Consider the following 18,362-nt stretch of genomic DNA (forward strand, 5'->3'; position numbering starts at 1 on the left):
CTCGGCGGTGAACCCGGTTTTCACTGCAAATTTGTCACTCCAGTCACACGCGTAACATGTGTTGTAACTCACAGTTTCGCGTGTTAGGTTACCCGCCAGTCAGTTCAGTCCGCGGGACTCCCATCCCTGCGGGCCACCGTCCCAGAAAGGTGTCCATCGTGACCCGTTCTTCCCTCGCAGCGCGCCGGGTAGCGCTGCCCCTGTCCGCCGCGCTGTTCGGCGGCACGCTCGCCGCCGTCGGCTTCGCTGCTCCCGCCCACGCGGCCAGCGCTGCCGTCGACAAGACGTACAGCTACACCTGCAACGTCCTCGCCGGCACGGACGACCCCTCGACCCCCGGTGACGACCGGCTGGACCTCGGCACACACGCCATTCCGGTGCGCACGCAGACGAAGCTGCCGACCACGGCCTACGCGGGCCAGACGATCGCCCCGACGCCCGTGACGATCACCCTCGCCATGCCCGAGCTGCTCCGCCAGGGCAGCCGACTGCTGGGCACGCAGGCCGACGGCCGGTCGAACGACTCGGCGGTCACGCTCACCTCGAACGGCAAGGCGCTGACCAAGGTCTTCAGCGTGGTCGCCGCCAAGACGACGATTCCGGCGACTTCCGGCCCCGACGGCCAGTGGACGATCCCCGCCAAGGGCACCGTCCCGGCGATCGCCGTTCCGAGCTACGTCGCCGGCAGCATCGTGGCCGCCATGCCCGCGAACTTCAACGTCGTCGCGACGATCTACGGCGGCGCGGGCTCACAGCCGGCGACGATGGTCTGCAGCACCGCTGCCGACCGGACGCTGGGCTCGATCTCGGTCGTCAGGGACACCACGAAGCCGAAGTTCACCAAGAAGTCCTACGCGATCTCCACGAAGAAGAACAAGAAGAAGTCGATCACGGTCAAGGCGACCGATGCGCTCGGCGACCGCGTGTCCTACAAGCTCATCAAGAAGACGAAGAAGGGCACCGTCTCCGTCAAGGGCGGCAAGGTCACCTTCAAGCCCAAGAAGAACTTCGTCGGCAAGACGAGCTTCTACGTCGGCGCCAGCGACGGCCGCACCGGCTGGGTGAAGGTCAAGGTCAACGTCAAGGTCAAGAAGTGATCTGACAGCACCACCACACGAGAGGCGGAGACCCCCCGGGGTCTCCGCCTCTCGGCCGCCCGGCCACCCCCGAACTCCACGACAGGACCTCCCATGAACACCCCCGCCACCACCGCACGCCTCGTGCTGCCCCTCTCCGCCGTGCTGCTCACCGGCACCGTCGGCGCCGTCACCCTGGCCGCCGCCGGCAGCGCGAGCGCCGCCGACGTCGAGCTGTCGAAGAGCTTCGACTACAGCTGCCTCACGGTCGCCGGGGGCCTCGACCTCGGCCCGCAGGCCGTCGGCGTCACCGCGACCACCACGATTCCGGCGTCGGTCTCGCCGGGCGAGACGCTGCCGACGCGCACGGTCTCGATCACCCTGGCGCTGCCCGAGGACCTGCGATCCTCCACGTACGGCCTGCTCAAGGGCCGTGAGGCCGAGGGCTCCTCGACCGACTCCGCCGTCACCCTGACCACCGCGGGGGCGACCTCCTCGGTCACGATCCCGAACCTGTCCGCCGCCCGCACGGCGATCCCGGCGACCCCCGGAACCCCGTGGACCATCCCGGCCAGCGGCGCGGTTCCCGCGATCACCGCACCCGCCAACGCGGCGGGCACCGTCGTGCTCGGCATGCCCACCCGGTTCCACATCGTCGCGACCGTCTACAAGGCCGACGCGAGCTCCTTCCAGGCCACGATGGACTGCACGCCGGTGTCCGCCGACCTGAGTCTGGGCTCCATCCCCGTCACCGTTCCGACCACCGAGCCCACCACCGAACCGACGACCGAGCCCACGACCGAGCCCACGAGCGAGCCCACGAGCGAGCCGACCACGGAACCCACCACCGAGCCGACCACCGAGCCGACCGTGACGCCGACCACCGTGGCACCGACGACGGCGCCCACGACGGTCGCGCCGAAGCCCCGGAACGTGGCGCCGCGGTTCACGAAGAAGTCGTACGCGATCACGACGAAGAAGAACACGAAGAAGTCCATCACCGTGCTGGCGACCGACGCGAACCGCGATCGGCTCACCTACCGGCTCTCCACGAAGTCCTCGAAGGGCTCCGTGACCGTCCGGGGCACGAAGGTGACGTTCACGCCGAAGCGGAAGTTCGTCGGCAGGACCTCCTTCGTCGTGGCGGTCTCCGACGGCAAGGGTGGCAGCGCCAAGGTCACCGTGAAGGTCACCGTCAAGAAGAGGTGACGGCTACTTCAGGAACTTCGACGTGCTGCGGTCCTTGAGCGGCTTGCCACCCGTCTGGCACGTCGGGCAGTACTGCAGGGACGAGTCGGCGAACACGACCTCGGCGATGGTGTCGCCGCAGACGTCGCATCGTTCGCCGGCTCGTCCGTGGACCCGCATCCGCTCGCGCTTGGCGTCCTTGAGGTCGGCCGCGGGCTTGCCGTCGGCGGCCGCGGTCGCCTCGGTGAGGACGTCCGCGATCGCCCGCTCGAGTCGGGTCACCTCGTCGTCGTCGAGCGCCTCGGCAATCGCGAACGGCGAGAGCTTGGCCACGTGCAGGATCTCGTCGCTGTAGGCGTTGCCGATGCCCGCGATGATCGACTGGTCGCGCAGCAGCCGCTTGACCTGCATCCTTCGCGCGAGCAGCGGTCGCAGCTCGAAGCCGGGGGCGAGCGGGTCGGGGCCCAGCCGCGCGATCCCGGGCACCTCCTGCGGATCGCGCACGGCGTACACCGCGAGACCCTTGCGCGTCCCGGCCTCGGTGAGGTCGAAGCCCTCGTGCGGGCCGTCGCCGCGATCGACCCGGAACCGCAGGGCGAGCGGCCCGTTGCCGACCTTGACCCGGGTGTTCCCGAAGTGGTCCGCCCAGCGCAGCCAGCCGGCCTTCGCGAGGTGGATGACCAGGTGCAGCCCGTCGACGTCGATGTCGACGAACTTCCCGTGTCGGGAGACGTCGGTGACCTGGAGGCCGGCGAACGCGGCGACGGGCGGGTCGTAGGTCTTCAGCACGGCGAACGAGGCCGGCTCGATCTCGGCCACCACGGCGCCGTCGAGCCGGTCCCGCAGCCAGCGCACCAGCGCCTCGACCTCGGGCATCTCGGGCATGGCGTCAGCCTACGGCGACGGCGGCCTCAGGCCACACGCCTTCAGCTCGAGCGTCGCGAGCGCGCGGATCACGTCGGGGTCCTTGCCGCGCCACGCGCCGGCCGGGTCGTCGTGGACGCGGGCGAGCGCCGTCATCGGCTGGCGGGCCAACGCGCGCAGCGCGAACAGGTCGAGGTCCGCGACGTCGTCAATGAACCTCTGCGCACTCGTCGCCTCCCGCACGAACCGCACCCGCAGCGGCAGCCACAGCACGAGCAGCACGAGGATCGGGATCGCCGCGATCGTCACGCCCAGGAACGTGGCCAGCCGGTCGACCGCCTCGACCTGAGCCAGACCAGCGTCCCGGAGCGCCGATCCCGCGCCGCCGGCCGTGTCGAACGGCGCGCGCACGCCGTCGGGCACGAACGGCAGGTCCGCCACCGAGTCGCCGGCCGACGTCAGCCCGCTCTCGAGGCTCTGGCCGGCATCGGCGATCGTGCGCCCCGGGTCCGCGAGGTTCATCACGAGGTCGTCGGCCTTCCGGCCGGCCCACACCCACAGCACGAGCCAGCCCAGCATGAACAGGTCGGCGACGACCTGACGAGTCCGGCGGGCGGGCAGATCCGCATACAGCTTCATGGACCCAGTCTCAGGGTCAGCCGCCGAACGTGAGCCAGAGCAGCACGATGTTGAGAGCGATGATCGCGAGCGCGGCGGTCGACGCGGCCAGCGTCGTGCCCCGGCGGTTGACGTGCTCGCCCATCACGTCCCGCGACGACGTGAGCCACACGAGCGGCACGATCGCGAACGGGATGCCCATCGACAGGACGACCTGCGACCCGACGAGGGCACGCGTCGGGTCGATGCCCAGCACGAGGACGACGAGCGCCGGCACGAGGGTGATGAGCCGTCGGGTCACGCGGCTGAGCTGCCACGACGTCAGGCTGCGCATCACCTCGGCACCCGCGGCGCTGCCGACGGACGTCGAGGAGATGCCCGAGCCGAGCAGGGCGACCGCGAACAGCAGCGCCGCACCCGTGCCGATCTCGCTGCTGATCAGCGCGTGGGCGCCCGCGATCGTGTCCGTGCCGGGGAGGCCTTGCAGGTTCGCCGCGGCCATCAGCAGCAGACCGAGGTTGAGCACGCCGGCCAGCAGGAGCGCGAGCACGACGTCCGTGCGCGTCGCGGCGATGAGCTCGGTCAGCCCGGTGCGCTCACCGCGTCGGCCCAGCCGGTCGGCCGTGAGGCTCGAGTGCAGGTACACGGCGTGGGGCATGACCGTCGCGCCGACGATGCCCGAGGCCAGCAGGACGCTCTCGGGTCCGGCGAAGGTGGGCACGAGGCCCTCGGCGATGCCGGCGGCCGACGGCGGCCCGATGACCAGGCCCGCCAGGAAGCCGACCGCGATGAGCAGCAGGAACCCCACGATCACGCGCTCGAGCACGCTCTGGCCGAGCCGGTCGCCGATGCCGAGCAGGATCATCGCGACGGCCGCCGTCAGCAGGGCACCGACCGGCAGCGGGAGGCCGAAGAGCAGGTGGAAGGCGATCGCACCACCGATCACCTCGGCGAGGTCCGTCGCGATCGCGATGCCCTCGGCCTGCAGCCAGTAGGCGACCCGCACCGGCGGCGAGACCCTCCCTCCGACCTGCGAGGCGAGGGACCGCTGCGTGACCAGACCGAGCTTGGCCGAGAGGTACTGCACGAGCACGGCCATGAGGTTGGCCAGCACGATCACCCAGACGAGCGTGTAGCCGAAGCGTGCTCCCGCGGTGATGTTCGTGGCGACGTTTCCCGGGTCGACGTACGCCACCGCGGCGACGAAGGCGGGACCCAGCAGTCCCAGCCGGGTGCGAACGGCGTGACTCACCCCGCCAGCAGGTCCTGGTACTCGGGACGCTTCTCGATGAACCGCTTCACGTACGGGCAGGTGACGACGATCTTCTTGCCGCGCGCCCGCACGTCGTCGAGCGCGAACGCGACGAGCTTGCCGGCCAGGCCCTGGCCCTCGTACGCCTCGTCGATCTCGGTGTGCGGGAAGACGACCACGTCGCCCTCCTCCTCACGCGCGACCGTCAGTCCGGCGCGTGCGCCGTCGACGGCGATCTCGTAGCGCCCGGCGGCCGCGTTGTGGCTGATCTCGATGCCCATGGCCCGACCCTAGTCGCCTAGGGTGTGGGCATGAGGACCAGCGTCACCGACTGCGGCCGCCTCGGGGCGGAGCACGCTCCGCGCGCGGGGCGGGAGGCCAGCCGGACCCGCCGGATCCCGGGCAGGGCGTGACCGTGCACGACGAGGCACCGGAGCGGCTGCGACTCCAGGAGGCCGTGGCCGAGGCGGACGCCGCGGCCGGACGCGCTCGCGACCAGCTGGACCGGGTCTGTCGCGAGCTCGATGCCCACCTGACGAAGGCCGAGCAGGCCTCGGCCGGCGCGAAGGGCTGGTTGAGGCGGCGGCTCCATCCCGCGGCCCCGACACCGCAGGAGGCGGCCGACGCCACCGCCCTGCGCGAGTCCTCGCTCTTCGACGGTGCCTGGTACCTGGCCACGTACCCCAAGGTCGCGGGCGCCGGCCTGAGTCCCGCACTGCACTACCTGCGTCACGGCGCCGACGAGGGCAAGGACCCCGGGCCCGACTTCGTCACCCGCGCGTACGTGGCCAAGCATCCGCTGCTCGCCCGATCGAAGACCAACCCGCTCCTCCACCACCTGCGCACGCACCAATGAGCGCCGACGTCGACGACCTCGCGGCCCAGATGGCCGCGGTGGCACCCTACTTCGACCCCGAGTTCTACGCGCGCGCCCCGGAGCCGCCCGAGGACGACGACCTGCTGCGGCACTTCTGCACGGTGGGCTGGAAGGAGCTGCGCAAGCCGAACGCCGACTTCGACGTCTGGTGGTACTGGGTCAACCACCTCGATCCGGCCGACGACTCGGTCAACCCGCTCGTGCACTACGCGCGCGTCGGACGGGCGCTCGGCCTCTCGACCCGCCCGGACAGCGTCGTCCCCGGGCCCGGCACGACCCTTCCGCGCGACCGGCCGGTGCGCCGGGCGTGCCTGTTCGCCGGGTACGACCCGGACGGCGTCGTCGACGAGACGACGCTGGCGCTCGTGCGTGAGCTGGCCCGGTTCGCCGACGTCTTCTGCCTGTTCGACTGCTACCTCGAGCCGGCCGAGCTGGCCCGACTCCGGGAGGTGTCCGAGGACGCGTGGGCGATCCGGCACGGCGCCTACGACTTCGGCTCCTACTCGATGCTCGCGAGCGACCTGGTCGGCTGGGACCGGCTCGTCGAGTACGACGAGGTGCTCCTGGTCAACGACTCGTCGTACCTGCTGCGGCCGCTGGACGATGTCTTCGCGCGCATGGACGCCCAGTCGTGCGACTGGTGGGGGATGCAGGCCACGAAGGGGATCGCGAAGACCCGAGACGAGCCCGAGAACCTCTTCCGCGAGCCGATCCCGCTCGACGAGGTCATCGACGAGCTGCTCCCCCGGTTCGAGGAGTCCGCCACCTACGACTTCCTCGTGGCGTCGTACTTCCTCGCGCTGCGGCGCCCGGCGCTCCACGACCCCGCCGTCCGCACGCTGCTCGGCAACGTCGTGGCCCAGCCGTCGAAGCGGCTCATCGTGCAGAAGTACGAGATCGGGCTGACCCACGTGCTCGTCGGCCACGGCCATCGCTTCTCCACCTACATGCCGGCGCTGTATCCGTTCCATCCGGTGTACAGCGAGCGGGCGTTCACCCTGATCGCCGAGGGCTTCCCGTTCCTCAAGAAGTTCCTCCTGCACCGCAACCACTACGACGTGCCAGGTCTGCAGGACTGGAAGCAGCGCACCCTCGAGCTCGTCCCGGACGCGCCGGTCGAGCTGTTCGAGCAGAACCTCGTGCGCGCGTCGCCCGACGACCAGCTGCGGCGAAGCCTCGCGATCACGAGGGACGCCGACGGCACGGTGCACGTACCCCGGTTGCTGTCCGGCTGGGACTTCATCGAGACCGACCGCGAGACGCCGAAGAGTCCGGACCTGTGGGTCTTCGCCGTCGATCGCACGACGCACCTGCTGCCCGTCAACAGCCGCGCGATCTTCGAGCACGTGCGCCACGACCCGTCCGTGCGCAAGGTCGTCCTGACCCGCGGTCGACGGTTCGACGTCGGCGACGCGGTGCGCGCCGAGACCGCGTCGCTGCGCAGCCCGGAGGGCCAAAGGCTCGTGATGGAGGCCGCCGTCGTCCTGGTCGCGGAGCGCGCGAGCTGGACGATGCAGGCGTCGATGCGGGTCGACCAGCACACCGTCGTCAGCGTGCGCGACGGCCTGCGCCTGCACCGGCACGCCGCGACCGCCGAGCCACCGAACCCCGACGGACCCACCGGGCCACCCACCCCCGCCCGACCGATCCTGACCGGGCTGCTGACCGCGTCGGCGCTCGACGAGGCCGAGGCGCTCGCCTCCCAGTGGCCCGTCCGCGAGGACGTCGCGTGGCGCACGGGACTGCCGCTGCACGATCTGCTCGTCGCCGAGCAGACTCCCGACTGGCTGCGCGAGCCGCAGGCGCGGGTGGAGCGCGAACTCGGCGGCCGCCGACTGCTGCTGTACGTCCCGGCCGCGACCGGCGGTGACCCGACGAGCACGTTCGAGCCCGCGCAGGTCGAGCAGCTCGCCGCGTGGGCTCGGCGGAACGACGCCGTGATCGGCGTGCGCGACCCGATCGGCGACGTCGGCCGGACCGCGCTCGCCTCCTTCGGGGGTTCCGCCCTCGACCTCTCCCCCGTGCGCCACCCGGACCTGCCGGCCGTGCTGCGTGCCGCCGACGCCCTGCTCACCGACCACGACGGCGTCGCGCTCGACGTCACGGTCACGGGCCGGCCCGTCATCGGCTTCGCGCCCGATCTCGCCGCCGACGACGAGGACCTGCTCTACCCGCTCGACCCGGTGTTCCCCGGAGTGGTCCACCGCGAGTTCGCGGGCCTGATCGAGGGTCTCGACACCGTCTTCGAGCCGCGATCGGGCGAGGCGGACCAGCACTACCGGCGGGTGCGGGACCTGTTCGTCGACCACGTCGACGGTGGCGGCACCGCACGCGCCGTCGCCCGCATCCGGGCCGCCGTGGAGGTCCGGGGATGAGGCCCGTCGACGAGTTCGTGACCGCCTGGCACGCCTTCGCCAGCACGTGGGCCGCGCGCGACCGGCCCGCGGCGCTGGTGACCGAGGCGCTCGCCTCGGGCCTTCCGGCCGTGACCGAGCCCGTCGACCCGCCGAGCGACGACGACCTCGTCGCGTGCGCGACCGCGCTGGTCCGCCTCGCCGGCGCCGTGGACGCCGAGGCCTATCGCGCGGCCAACCCGACCCCGAAGGCTGCCCAGGAGGACCCCGTCCGGCACTTCTGCGAGTACGGCTGGACGCGGGTGCTCAACCCCTCGCTCGACTTCGACACGTGGTGGTACTGGAGCGAGCACCTCGACCCGCGACGGGACCTCGTCAACCCGCTCGTGCACCACCTGGTGGAGGGCCTGCACGCAGGACTGCCGACCGTCCCGCCGCCCGCGCCCGACCGCACGGCCACGACGCTGCCCACCGATCGGCCTGTGCGCCGCGCATGCCTGTTCGCCGGGTACGACCCCGACGGCGTGATCGACGACCACGTCGTCCGGTACGTCCGCGAACTGGCCCGGCACGCCGACGTCTACTACCTCGCCGACTCGGTGATCGACCCGCAGGAGCTGGCCCGGCTCGACGACGTCACGGTCGGGGCGTGGGCCGTCCGGCACGGCCGGTACGACTTCGGGTCGTGGTCGATGCTCGCCACCGACCTCGTGGGCTGGGACGTCCTCGAGGGCTACGACGAGGTGCTCCTCGTCAACGACAGCGCGTACCTGCTGCGCTCGCTCGACGACACCTTCGCCACGATGGACGCCACCGCGTGCGACTGGTGGGGACCGCACCTGACGAAGCGGACGTGGTCACGCGATCTCGGCATCGACGGGCGGCTGTCGAACGCCGAGGCCGTCGCGCGCTGGTCCACCGAGCGCGAGATGGTGCCCGTCGACCTGCTGCACCTGAGCTCGTACTTCCTCGCGTTCCGGCGACCCGTGATCGCCGACCAGGGCTTCCGGCGCCGGCTCGAGGCGATCTGCGAGCAGCCGACGAAGTCACTCGTGATCCGCAAGTACGAGATCGGCCTGAGCCGTCACCTGCTGTCCTCGGGCTACGTCCCGTCGGCGCTCGTCGGCGACCTCCATCCGTACCTGCCGGCCTACACGACGGACTACTGGGAGCTGCTCGAGCACGGCTACCCGCTGCTGAAGCGCAACCTGCTGTCGGAGAACCCCCGGCGGATGCCCGACCTCTCGCAGTGGAAGCAGCGCGTGCTGGCGGTCGTTCCGGACGCCCCCGTGGAGCTGTTCGAACGGAACCTCCTGCGCGTCGCGGCCGACGACCAGCTGCACCGGGCCATGGCCGTGCGCAGCCGCGAGGACGGCACGGTCGACTACCACGAGCCGATGCCGGCCTCGCGGTTCCGCACCGAGGACCGGTGGGCGCCGACGTTCGAGCACTGGTGGGCGTTCCCCGTCGACGCCGACGAGCACACCCTCACCGGCAATCTGCGGGCGATCTTCGAGCAGGTGCGCCACGAGCCGTCGGTGCGCAAGATCGTGCTCACGCGGTCGCGCCGGGTCGACCTCGACGGCAGCGACGTCGTGACCGTGCCGCTGGTCAGCCCCGAGGGCCAGCACCACCTCGCCCGAGCCGGGACCCTGTTCGTGACCGATCGCCTCACGACCGAGTACCACTGGCCGCTCACGACCGACGGCCGGCGCGTCATCCACGTCGGCGACACCGCGCCGCCGGAGGCGGGTCGTGCCGGCTACACGGCGATCATCGCCGCGGGCCGGGTCGACGCCCTGCGCCGGACGCAGGCCTTCTGGCCCGTTCGCCACGCACACGTGTGGCCGACCGGACTGCCGCGGAACGACTTCGTGACGTGCCCCGAGGATGACCTGCCCGCCGACCTGCGCGAGCAGGAGCAGCGGCTGCGCGCGCTCGTCGGCGACCGCCGGCTCGTGCTGGTCCTCGCGCACGAGGATCCGGACCGGGAGCCGCTCACCGCCCCGGAGGGCAGCGTCCTGGCCGTTCGGGACCCGCGCCTGCTGGAGTTCGCGCCGGACGCGATCGTCGTGGGGAATCGCGCCTTTCCCGACCTCGAAGTCGTGTACCGGGTCGCGGATTCGCTCATCAGCGACGACCCCCGCCGCCTCGACGACTACCGGTTGACGGGACGTCCCGTGGTCGACCTGCGGACCTCGGCCACGCTCGACGACGTGTCGCTGGCGTTCGACGACCCGCAGGGCGCGGCCGCGCGGGTGGTCGAACGGCTCAGGGGCGGGACGACTCGACGCGCTCGTACGTGACCCGTGACATCCCGTGCCGCACGAGCGACTCCTCGGCCGAGTCGCCGAACCGCAGCCGCTTGGTGTGCTCGAGGTTGTCCTCGATGAGCACGCGGTTCGTGCGGATCAGGTCGGCGACGACGCCGAGCATGATGCACAGCATCGCCAAGGTCATCAGCAGGACCCCGAGCAGCAGCGACTGCAGGTGGCCGCCCTGCTGGTCCTGCGCCCACAGCACGCCGTAGCGGATGAACGGGATGAGGCCCAGCACGCCAAACGTGATCGTCAGCCAGCTGAAGATGACGTACGGCTTGTACATGATGAACGACCGGACGATCGCCATGCCGGACTTCGCGATGTGCTCGGGCATCGACTTGAACAGCCGGGACTCGCGGGTCTTGGCGTTCGTCACGACGGGGATGCTGACGATCTTCAGGTTCTTGTTGCCCGCCTGGATGATCGTCTCCATGCAGTAGCTGAACCGGGTGATCGTGTTGAGCAGGATCAGGCTCTCGCGGGAGTAGGCACGAAAACCGCTCGCCGCGTCCGGCAGGGTCGTGCCCGCGGCGCGGTTGACGACGGCGCTGCCGACCTTCTGCAGCTGCTTCTTCACCGGGGAGAAGTGCTCGACGAGGTGGACCTGACGGTCCGCGATCACGATGTCGGCCTCACCGGCGACGATCGGCTGGACCAGGTCGGCGATCCGGTCCTGCGGGTACTGGTTGTCGCCGTCGGTGTTGACCACGATGTCGGCGCCCAGCTCGAGCGCACGGATCACGCCGTCGTGGAACGACCGGCCGAGGCCCTGGTTGCGGACGTGGTGGACGAACTCGGTGACGCCGTGCTCACGCGCGACCTCGACGGTGCGGTCGGAGCAGCCGTCGTCGACCACCAGGACGATGATCTCGTCGATGCCCGGGATCTGCGTCGGGATCGACTCCAGGACGAGAGGGAGGGTCTCCTCCTCGTTGAGGCAGGGGATCTGGACGACGAGCTTCAAGACGGGCCTCACGGAGTCGGGGAGGTTTCGCTCAGATTCTACGCGGCCTCGTCGCGCGCTCGCGCCACGGCCACCAGCCCGATCCCGGCTGAGGGCCGCAGTCGTTGGAACAGGCGGAACGGAAGGATGGCCAGCGCGACGAGCCGACCGGCCACGGAGGTCCGCGGCTGGAACGTGCGCCCGCTCGCGAAGGTCAACTCCTGCTTGGAGGCGTCGTCGTGGGCTTGGAGCTTCTTCGCGTCGACACGGTTGCGCACGGCTTCGAGCGCGTAGCCGAACGGCCAGCCGTAGACGGTCACCTCGACGTCGACGAGGCCCGCATCGAGGAGCAGTGCTCGGAGGTCTTGCGGCTCGTATCGCCGAAAGTGGCCTGCGTACTCGTCCATCGGACCGAATCGGCGCTGGAAGGCGGGCACGGACATGACGAAGTGGCCGCCCGGCCTGATCAAGGCCACCCAGTCCTTCAACGCGGCGCGGTCGTGCTCGAGGTGCTCGAGCACCTCGAAGGCGCAGACCAGGTCGTACACCCGGTCCTGCGGCAGGTCCGCATGGGTGCCGTGGACGACCTCGCCCCCGCGTGGGCCTATCCGGCTCGCGGCGATCGAGAAGGACGCATCGTCCGGCTCAACGCCGACATAGCGGGTGCGCTCCGCGAGGCGCGCACCGAAGGCCCCTTGGCCACAGCCGATCTCGAGTGCCGTGACCGGTCGAATACGGTCCAGCACTCGCTTCACGACGTCATAGCGCAGCCAGGCGCGCAGCGCCAACGGCGGTAGCGGTCCAGCGGACGGGATGGGAGATGTCACGTGTCCTCCAGGTTCGGTGTGCACTGGCCCTGCAGCGCCTCAAGAAGCGGACCCACGCAGTGTTCCGGATCGAAGCGGTCGTTCGCCCGGAGCCTCGCGGCGTTTGCCAGCCGGGTCAACTCCGCATGATCGGCGGCGAGCCGTCGCAGCGCACGTGCCAGGGCGTCCGGATTCCCGGGCTCGACGAACAAGGCCGCGCGGTCGAGTGCCTCGCGCTGCGGTGGGGTGTCGGAGGTGACGACGACGCACCCGGCGGCAGCCCCCTGGTAGACCTTGGTCGGCACGACCTCGAGGGCCTTGGGGGTCGTCCCGAAGATGCCGAGGCTCACGTCGTGGCGGGCCACGAGCGCCGGCAGTTCGACCCCGTCGACCCAGTCCAGCCATTCCACCCGCGGGTCGTCACCGACGAGGTCGCGGGTCTGCTGCCAGTCCTGGCCGCGACCGACCATCGTGACCTCGACCGGCGCGCCGGCCGGCAGGGACGCCAGCGCCCGGCCGATCACCGTGGCGCCATGCAGCGGGGTGAACAGGCCGACGAAGATCGCCGAGAGCACCGACGGGTCACGCTCGGGCCGCCGCGCCCCGGCCTCGAACCAGGCATCCGTCGCGCCGACCGGGCACACGACGACCCGGTCGCGCCGGTCGGCCGGGACCGACCCGATGCGCTGGGAGGTGTCCAGGACGATGACGTCCGCCGCCGCGAGCGCGGCGCGGTCGATCGCGCGCATCAAGCGGGCCTTCAGGCTGCCGGCGTCCGCCAGCCCGCGGTCGCTAGCCGTGCCGGCCGCCGAGACGAGGTGGTCCAGCGCGATCGGCACCGCTCGGAAGACCAGGCGCGCCAGCAGGACATCGAAGTGGCCCAGGTAACCGACCAGGACGGCGTCGGGGCGGTGCCGCCGCCGCTGCTGCAGCCCGGCTCGCGCGAGTGCGAACCATCGCGTCGCGAGCCGCAAGGCGAAGGCCGGGAGCCGCCACGGCTGGCGCACCAGTCGGATGCGCTGGGCGGTGCTGAGTCCGAGCGGGCGATTGACCTCGACGACTTCGTGGCCCCGGTCGCGCAGGCCCTGCAGCAGGACGGCGACCCTCGGGTGGGAGGCGACGTCGTACGTCCCGAACGCCACAACCCGCATGGCCGCCACTGTAGTGCGTGCGGCGTGGGCCGTAACGGGTGGTGCGTGACGCGTGAACGGGACGCGAAGTTGTTAGCCTCTGCTGCGTGGAACAGACGCCCGCTGAGCCGGACCGGGACTCCTCGAGGGGACGCCGGCTTCGCGAGTGGGCACGGCGTCTCGCCCTGCCGATCATGATCGTGCTGGCCGTCATCGCCGTACAGCGCAACTACGACGCCATCGCCGACGATCTCTCACAGCTGTCCGGCTGGGTCGTCCTCGTGTCGTTCATCTTCGGAACCCTCGGAATGGGATCGTCGTTGCAGGTCTGGCGGGTGCTGATGGCAGGACTCGGCGCGCGGCTTCCGCTCGGGCCCTCCTCCCACATCTTCTTCATCAGCCAATTGGGCAAGTACGTTCCCGGTTCGGTCTGGTCAGTCGTCGTGCAGATGGAGATGGGCCGCGAGCACCGCATTCCTCGGCGCACCGCCGCAGCCTTGGGCGTGCTGGCACTGGGCATCTCCGCGGTCGCCGGCCTGACCATGGCCGTCGTGCTCATGCCGTGGGCAGGCTCGCAGCTGCGCGAGCGGTTCTGGTGGATCGTCCTCCTGGTGCCGTTCACCTTCGCTGCGCTGTATCCGCCTCTGCTGAACGTCCTGCTGAACTGGTTGCTCCGACTCGCACGTCAGGCACCATTGCCCACGCCGATCGGCTGGCGACACCTCGCCGCGGCGCTGGCTTGGCAGTGCCTGACCTGGCTGCTGTTCGGGCTGCAGGTGTGGGTCCTGGTCGTCGGCCTCGGCGGGCCGCCTCTGGAGAGCCTGACGCCGGCGATCGCGGGATATGCGCTGGCCTACACGCTCGGCATGATGGCGTTCGTCCTGCCCGCGGGTGCGGGCGTGCGCGATGCGGTCCTGGTGGTGGCGCTCGCCGGCGTCGTGAGCACCTCGACGGCGCTACTGGTCGCGCTGATCGTCCGCTGCATCTCGACCGTGGTCGACCTCGCCCTCGCCGGGATCGAACTGCTTCGCTCCCACGTCATCGACCGGCGCGTTGTCTGATCTGCGACGACGCGCGGGAACGAGGAACAGTACCGCCGTGACGAGCGCGGCGGCACCGGTGACCACGAGCCCCGTGCGCAATCCGGGCGCGGTGTAGACCAACTCGACCCGGTGCGATCCCGCACCGACCGGCACGGCGGCCAGGGCGTGATCGGCAGGCACGATATCGACCGGCGCTCCGTCGACCGTCGCGGACCATCCCGTCCGCGCGATCGAGTCGCCCACCACGAGGTAGCCCGTCCCGGTCGCCGAGACGTCGACCGCAAGGGATCCCGGGTCGTCCGTGACGACCTCGACCGTCGCCTCGGACCCGTCGGCCTCGGGAGCGTCGTCGGAGTCCAGCAGCACGACGTCGTCCTCGAGTCCGGCCGTCAGCCGCTCGACACGCTCCTGGGGATCCGTCACGACCTCGCTCCGGCCGGCCCAGCGGATTCGCGGCAACGACGTCACGCGCTCGTACACGACCGCGCCGGCGTCGGCGTGGACCAGGCGCAGGCCGTCATCGCGCGCCACGATCGCCGCGCAGGCCAGCCCCTCGTCGTCGGCGGCGAGCTGGATCGTGCCGTCGGTGTTGGACGACCAGATCTCGACCTTGGCCTCGTCATCGGGGTCGAGGTCCTCGGCGGCGATCCCGAGCCGCGGGCTGCCCGGAGCCGTCGACGACTCGAAGGCGCGCGAACTCTCCCACTCGCGGTCGCCCTGCGTGATTCGCACGTGCATCGTGGTGCGTCCCGTGGTCGGTTCGGGCAGCTCCTGCGTCAGGCCGAGGACGATTCCCCGCACGGCGCCACCGTCGATCGTGCACGAGAGGGTCTCGCCCGGGGCGAGGTCCACGCTGTCGTAGGTCTCGTCAGGGCGGTCGCCGACGATCTTCCCCTTGACCTGGCTCGGCCGGGTCGCCCAGTACTCCACCGAGAGCGCGTCGAGCACCGGCATCCGGCCGACCTCGTCCAGCGGGAGGTCCGGGAAGGCCGTGAAGGTCGGCGAGAGGAAGACGTCCGGCGACGCGGCGCGCAGCAGGTCGCCCCAGGCCGGCGCCGTGAACTCGTGTCCGATCGGCGTGCGCAGGTGGTAGTAGTCCGACGTCGCGGGGTACCCCCACAGGGCGGCACCGGCGTACCGCTCGTGACCGATGTTGTCCTGCAGGAATCGGTGCGCGGGCGTCACGGGGTAGAAGTCGTCCCGGTCGCTCAGCGGCCAGACCTGCCGGGCGAAGCCGATCGCCTGCCAGGCCAGCAGCGCGATCAGGACGACCGGCGCGACCCAGCCGAAGCGCCCGCGGGCCCGACGGCCGAACAGCACGACCGCCGCGGCGACCACGGCCAAGATCAGCGGCGGGACCAGGCGGTCGAGGGTCTTGGCCGGATCGTCGAGCGCGTCGGCGACCTCGAAGGTCTGCGCCAGGACGTAGCCGATTCCCACCGCGACCACGATCGCGACGACCGCGCGCCAGACCCAGCGTCGGCGGCCGACGCCCTCGAGGGGCTCCCCGCCGATCCGCGTCAGCACGCGGTCGAGGCCGAAGGCGGCCGCGACGGCAACGAGGAAGCCGAAGATCGATGACGCCCGGCCGATCCCGTTGGTGTCGTAGCCGGGCAGCTGCTGCAGCAGTCGCAGCGGCCCGCCGCCGAACCAGATCAACCAGGTCCAGCCGAGCAGCAGCGCGCAGACGAGCGTCACGACGCCGGCGCGAACGCGCGGGTTCGGGCGCAGGACCAGCAGTGCCGCAGCCAGCACGACGGCGACGACGCCGACGAAGGTCACCGCCTCGATCGGCACCCGCGACCCCCACATCTCAGCGTTGACACACGTGCCCCAGGCGTCAGGCGCCACGGCCGTCACGAGGAGCTCCGTGGGCATCGCTCCCCCGGCGACCCGGCCCTCGCTGATCGCTCCGAGACCATGGACGAACGGCAGCAGCTGGACGGCGGAGATCGCGACGCCGAGCACGACACCGCACCCGGAGAGCAGCCAGCCGAGGGCCGTCGGGCGCCAGCCTCCCTGACGCAGTCCGACGACCACGACGTAGACGGCGCCCGTGGTCAGCGCGAAGAGGGTGACGGCCGGGAAGCCGCTGAACAGCATGCTCGCGACTACGAGGCCGACCCACGCCACGTCCCGGGCACGACGCTCGACGACCACACGGTCCAAAGCCCAGAACAACACCGGGATGAATGCCGCGGTCCGGGTCTGAGGCCATCCGGTCCACATCAGCATGAAGCCGGAGGCGTAGAAGACGAACCCGGCCAGCAGGGCGGCGCTGCGGCGCACACCCAGCCGCCCCAGGAACGCCACCATGCCCCCCAGCACGATCACGAACTCGGTGAGCTTGGCGAAGGCCGGTGCCATCCAGTCAGGCAGGACCCAGAACGGCCACGACACGGGACTCAGCACCGAGTAGTTGGGCAACGAGGCGAGCGGGGAACCGCCGACCTCGTACGGACCCCACGTCTGCCACGTGCCGTGCTTCGCCGCGTCGATGATGTTCGCCATCGCGGGAAAAAGGGAGTCGAACGTGTCGCCGCGGCACCGCATGGCCTCGGTCGACACGGGACCCATCGCCGTGAAGGGCCAGAAGGTCCGCAGCGCACCGACGTCAAGGAGGACTCCGCGACCGACCAGCGCCGGGCCGAACGTGAGCACGACGAGCAGCACCGCGGCGATGACGGCGGCCCACCGGCTGACCAGCTCGGTCACCGAGGAACGGTGCTGGGACGGCGGCCCGTCGTCTCGCATGCCACTTCCCCGATCGTGCGCCGAACTTGGTCAGGACCAGACAATACGGCGCCTCGGACGGTCCTCGCGCACTGGCTATGCTGGCGGACGTCCGACCCACGAAGGAGCTCTGCTTTCCGATGAACCAGCCGTCCGGTGCTCCCACGGACCTGTACGGGGTGAACATCGATCCGTCGAACCTCAACACGAGCCACGCCCAGGTCCTCGACCTCGTCGGGGACGCACGGCGCGTGCTCGACGTCGGCTGCTGGACCGGCGATCTGGGGCGGGTCCTCACCGCGCGGGGCGCCCGGGTCTCGGGTGTCGAGATCGACGAGCCGGCCGCGGCCATCGCGCGCGAGCACCTCGAGGAGGTCGTCGTCGCCGACCTCGACCGCACCCTGCTGAGCGAGCACTTCGCCGCCGGCAGCTTCGACGCGATCGTGTTCGCGGACGTGCTGGAGCACCTCTTCGACCCGCTCGGCGTGCTCACCGACGCCGTGCCCCTGCTCAGCCCCGGCGGGCGCATCGTCATCTCGGTGCCGAACGTCTCCCACGGCTCGGTCCGACTGGCGCTGCTCCAGGGCCGCTGGCGCACGACCGACACGGGGCTGCTGGACCGCACCCACATCCGCTTCTTCACGCGCGACACCCTCGCGGCGCTGGTCGAGTCCGCGGGCCTGTCGGTCGCCGACCTGCGCGGCACGCTGGCAGATCCGCTCGGCACCGAGGTCGACGTCGACGCCGAGGGCCTGCCCGAGGGCGTCGCCGGGTGGCTCACGACCCAGCCGGACGCGCTCGTCTACCAGTTCCAGTTGGCCGCGACGACCGTCGAGCCCGGCGGCGCCCCCACCCCCGTGCCCGACCTCGTCCCCGGCGTCGACGTCGACGAGGTGCGCCCCGGCGAGTCGGCGATCTGGACCGCGCAGGTCGAGTGGCGGCGACGGCTCGTCGCCGTCGACAAGCAGATCGCGGTCGAGGCCTCCGTCGATGCCGCAGCACACCAGGCGGCGTACGACGCCCGCCGCATCGCTGCCTTGCGCGACGAGCGCGACGCCCTGCTGGAGAAGGTCGCGAAGGCGAACCAGCCCGCGCCGACGCTTCGCCGCCGCCTGCGGTCGTTCGCCGGCCGGGTGAAGCGTCGCCTCCTGCGCTGA

15 protein-coding genes are annotated in these 18,362 nt (G+C 71.1%); 7 read left to right on the forward strand and 8 right to left on the reverse strand.

The window, feature by feature from the left end; all coding sequences use genetic code 11:
* Positions 1-158 precede the first annotated feature (158 nt).
* Complete coding sequence (locus ACT26F_RS12010) at positions 159-1,097, forward strand: DUF6801 domain-containing protein (RefSeq protein WP_471670777.1); 939 nt, start codon at positions 159-161, stop codon at positions 1,095-1,097.
* 93 nt (positions 1,098-1,190) lie between these two features.
* Positions 1,191-2,285 carry a DUF6801 domain-containing protein gene (locus ACT26F_RS12015; protein ID WP_471670778.1) on the forward strand — a complete coding sequence of 365 codons (1,095 nt, stop codon included), beginning with the start codon at positions 1,191-1,193 and terminating at the stop codon, positions 2,283-2,285.
* 3 nt (positions 2,286-2,288) lie between these two features.
* Here the strand turns inward: ACT26F_RS12015 and ACT26F_RS12020 are convergent, their stop codons facing one another.
* Genes ACT26F_RS12020 through ACT26F_RS12035 form a run of 4 tightly spaced genes read right to left on the reverse strand, consistent with a single transcriptional unit; the run spans position 2,289 to position 5,279 of the window.
* Positions 2,289-3,149: an Fpg/Nei family DNA glycosylase gene (locus ACT26F_RS12020; RefSeq protein ID WP_471670779.1), complete on the reverse strand. Its 861-nt coding sequence runs from the start codon at positions 3,147-3,149 to the stop codon at positions 2,289-2,291.
* A gap of 9 nt (positions 3,150-3,158) precedes the next feature.
* Complete coding sequence (locus tag ACT26F_RS12025) at positions 3,159-3,767, reverse strand: hypothetical protein (RefSeq protein ID WP_471670780.1); 609 nt, start codon at positions 3,765-3,767, stop codon at positions 3,159-3,161.
* Positions 3,768-3,783: 16 nt separating this feature from the next.
* Positions 3,784-4,998 (reverse strand): Nramp family divalent metal transporter, encoded by a 1,215-nt coding sequence (locus ACT26F_RS12030; RefSeq protein ID WP_471670781.1) that lies wholly within the window; start codon positions 4,996-4,998, stop codon positions 3,784-3,786.
* Entirely contained in the window at positions 4,995-5,279 is a 285-nt protein-coding gene (locus tag ACT26F_RS12035; protein WP_471670782.1) for a GNAT family N-acetyltransferase, read from the reverse strand. The genes ACT26F_RS12030 and ACT26F_RS12035 overlap by 4 nt, the downstream gene beginning before the upstream one ends.
* 128 nt (positions 5,280-5,407) lie before the next feature.
* Between ACT26F_RS12035 and ACT26F_RS12040 the strand changes: the two genes are divergently transcribed.
* From ACT26F_RS12040 to ACT26F_RS12050, 3 genes are read left to right on the forward strand one after another with little or no spacing between them, the layout of a single operon-like run.
* On the forward strand, positions 5,408-5,854 hold the full coding sequence (locus ACT26F_RS12040; RefSeq protein ID WP_471670783.1) for a hypothetical protein: 447 nt from the start codon (positions 5,408-5,410) through the stop codon (positions 5,852-5,854).
* Positions 5,851-8,250 (forward strand): CDP-glycerol glycerophosphotransferase family protein, encoded by a 2,400-nt coding sequence (locus ACT26F_RS12045; protein ID WP_471670784.1) that lies wholly within the window; start codon positions 5,851-5,853, stop codon positions 8,248-8,250. Before ACT26F_RS12040 ends, ACT26F_RS12045 begins: the two co-directional genes overlap by 4 nt.
* The gene (locus tag ACT26F_RS12050; RefSeq protein WP_471670785.1) at positions 8,247-10,535 is read left to right on the forward strand and encodes a rhamnan synthesis F family protein; all 2,289 of its coding nucleotides are present in this window, start codon (positions 8,247-8,249) and stop codon (positions 10,533-10,535) included. Before ACT26F_RS12045 ends, ACT26F_RS12050 begins: the two co-directional genes overlap by 4 nt.
* Here ACT26F_RS12050 and ACT26F_RS12055 read toward each other — a convergent pair.
* The 3 genes from ACT26F_RS12055 to ACT26F_RS12065 are packed head-to-tail and all read right to left on the reverse strand — an operon-like array spanning position 10,501 to position 13,450.
* A complete protein-coding gene (locus ACT26F_RS12055) occupies positions 10,501-11,526 on the reverse strand; it encodes a glycosyltransferase family 2 protein (RefSeq protein WP_471670786.1) in 1,026 nt (341 codons plus the stop codon). The genes ACT26F_RS12050 and ACT26F_RS12055 overlap by 35 nt on opposite strands.
* Before the next feature lie 26 nt (positions 11,527-11,552).
* The gene (locus ACT26F_RS12060) at positions 11,553-12,281 is read right to left on the reverse strand and encodes a class I SAM-dependent methyltransferase (RefSeq protein WP_471670787.1); all 729 of its coding nucleotides are present in this window, start codon (positions 12,279-12,281) and stop codon (positions 11,553-11,555) included.
* Between the two features lie 35 nt (positions 12,282-12,316).
* Positions 12,317-13,450, reverse strand: a complete 1,134-nt coding sequence (locus ACT26F_RS12065) for a glycosyltransferase family 4 protein (protein WP_471670788.1) — start codon at positions 13,448-13,450, stop codon at positions 12,317-12,319.
* A gap of 173 nt (positions 13,451-13,623) precedes the next feature.
* On the opposite strand from ACT26F_RS12065, the gene ACT26F_RS12070 reads away from it, so the two are divergent.
* Positions 13,624-14,490, forward strand: a complete 867-nt coding sequence (locus ACT26F_RS12070) for a lysylphosphatidylglycerol synthase domain-containing protein (protein ID WP_471670789.1) — start codon at positions 13,624-13,626, stop codon at positions 14,488-14,490.
* Here the strand turns inward: ACT26F_RS12070 and ACT26F_RS12075 are convergent.
* On the reverse strand, positions 14,386-17,187 hold the full coding sequence (locus tag ACT26F_RS12075; protein ID WP_471670790.1) for a YfhO family protein: 2,802 nt from the start codon (positions 17,185-17,187) through the stop codon (positions 14,386-14,388). The genes ACT26F_RS12070 and ACT26F_RS12075 overlap by 105 nt on opposite strands.
* Positions 17,188-17,345: 158 nt before the next feature.
* On the opposite strand from ACT26F_RS12075, the gene ACT26F_RS12080 reads away from it, so the two are divergent.
* Positions 17,346-18,362 (forward strand): class I SAM-dependent methyltransferase, encoded by a 1,017-nt coding sequence (locus tag ACT26F_RS12080; protein WP_471670791.1) that lies wholly within the window; start codon positions 17,346-17,348, stop codon positions 18,360-18,362.

The sequence above is a fragment of the Aeromicrobium sp. SP1 genome (assembly GCF_055663785.1).

Excerpts from the sequence above, each read along its gene's own strand:
- ACT26F_RS12070 (WP_471670789.1), top strand. The coding sequence starts at position 13,624 with ATGATCGTGCTGGCCGTCATCGCCGTACAGCGCAACTACGACGCCATC.
- ACT26F_RS12035 (WP_471670782.1), bottom strand. The coding sequence starts at position 5,279 with ATGGGCATCGAGATCAGCCACAACGCGGCCGCCGGGCGCTACGAGATC.
- ACT26F_RS12025 (WP_471670780.1), bottom strand. The coding sequence starts at position 3,767 with ATGAAGCTGTATGCGGATCTGCCCGCCCGCCGGACTCGTCAGGTCGTC.
- ACT26F_RS12080 (WP_471670791.1), top strand. The coding sequence starts at position 17,346 with ATGAACCAGCCGTCCGGTGCTCCCACGGACCTGTACGGGGTGAACATC.
- ACT26F_RS12020 (WP_471670779.1), bottom strand. The coding sequence starts at position 3,149 with ATGCCCGAGATGCCCGAGGTCGAGGCGCTGGTGCGCTGGCTGCGGGAC.
- ACT26F_RS12050 (WP_471670785.1), top strand. The coding sequence starts at position 8,247 with ATGAGGCCCGTCGACGAGTTCGTGACCGCCTGGCACGCCTTCGCCAGC.
- ACT26F_RS12045 (WP_471670784.1), top strand. The coding sequence starts at position 5,851 with ATGAGCGCCGACGTCGACGACCTCGCGGCCCAGATGGCCGCGGTGGCA.
- ACT26F_RS12015 (WP_471670778.1), top strand. The coding sequence starts at position 1,191 with ATGAACACCCCCGCCACCACCGCACGCCTCGTGCTGCCCCTCTCCGCC.
- ACT26F_RS12065 (WP_471670788.1), bottom strand. The coding sequence starts at position 13,450 with ATGCGGGTTGTGGCGTTCGGGACGTACGACGTCGCCTCCCACCCGAGG.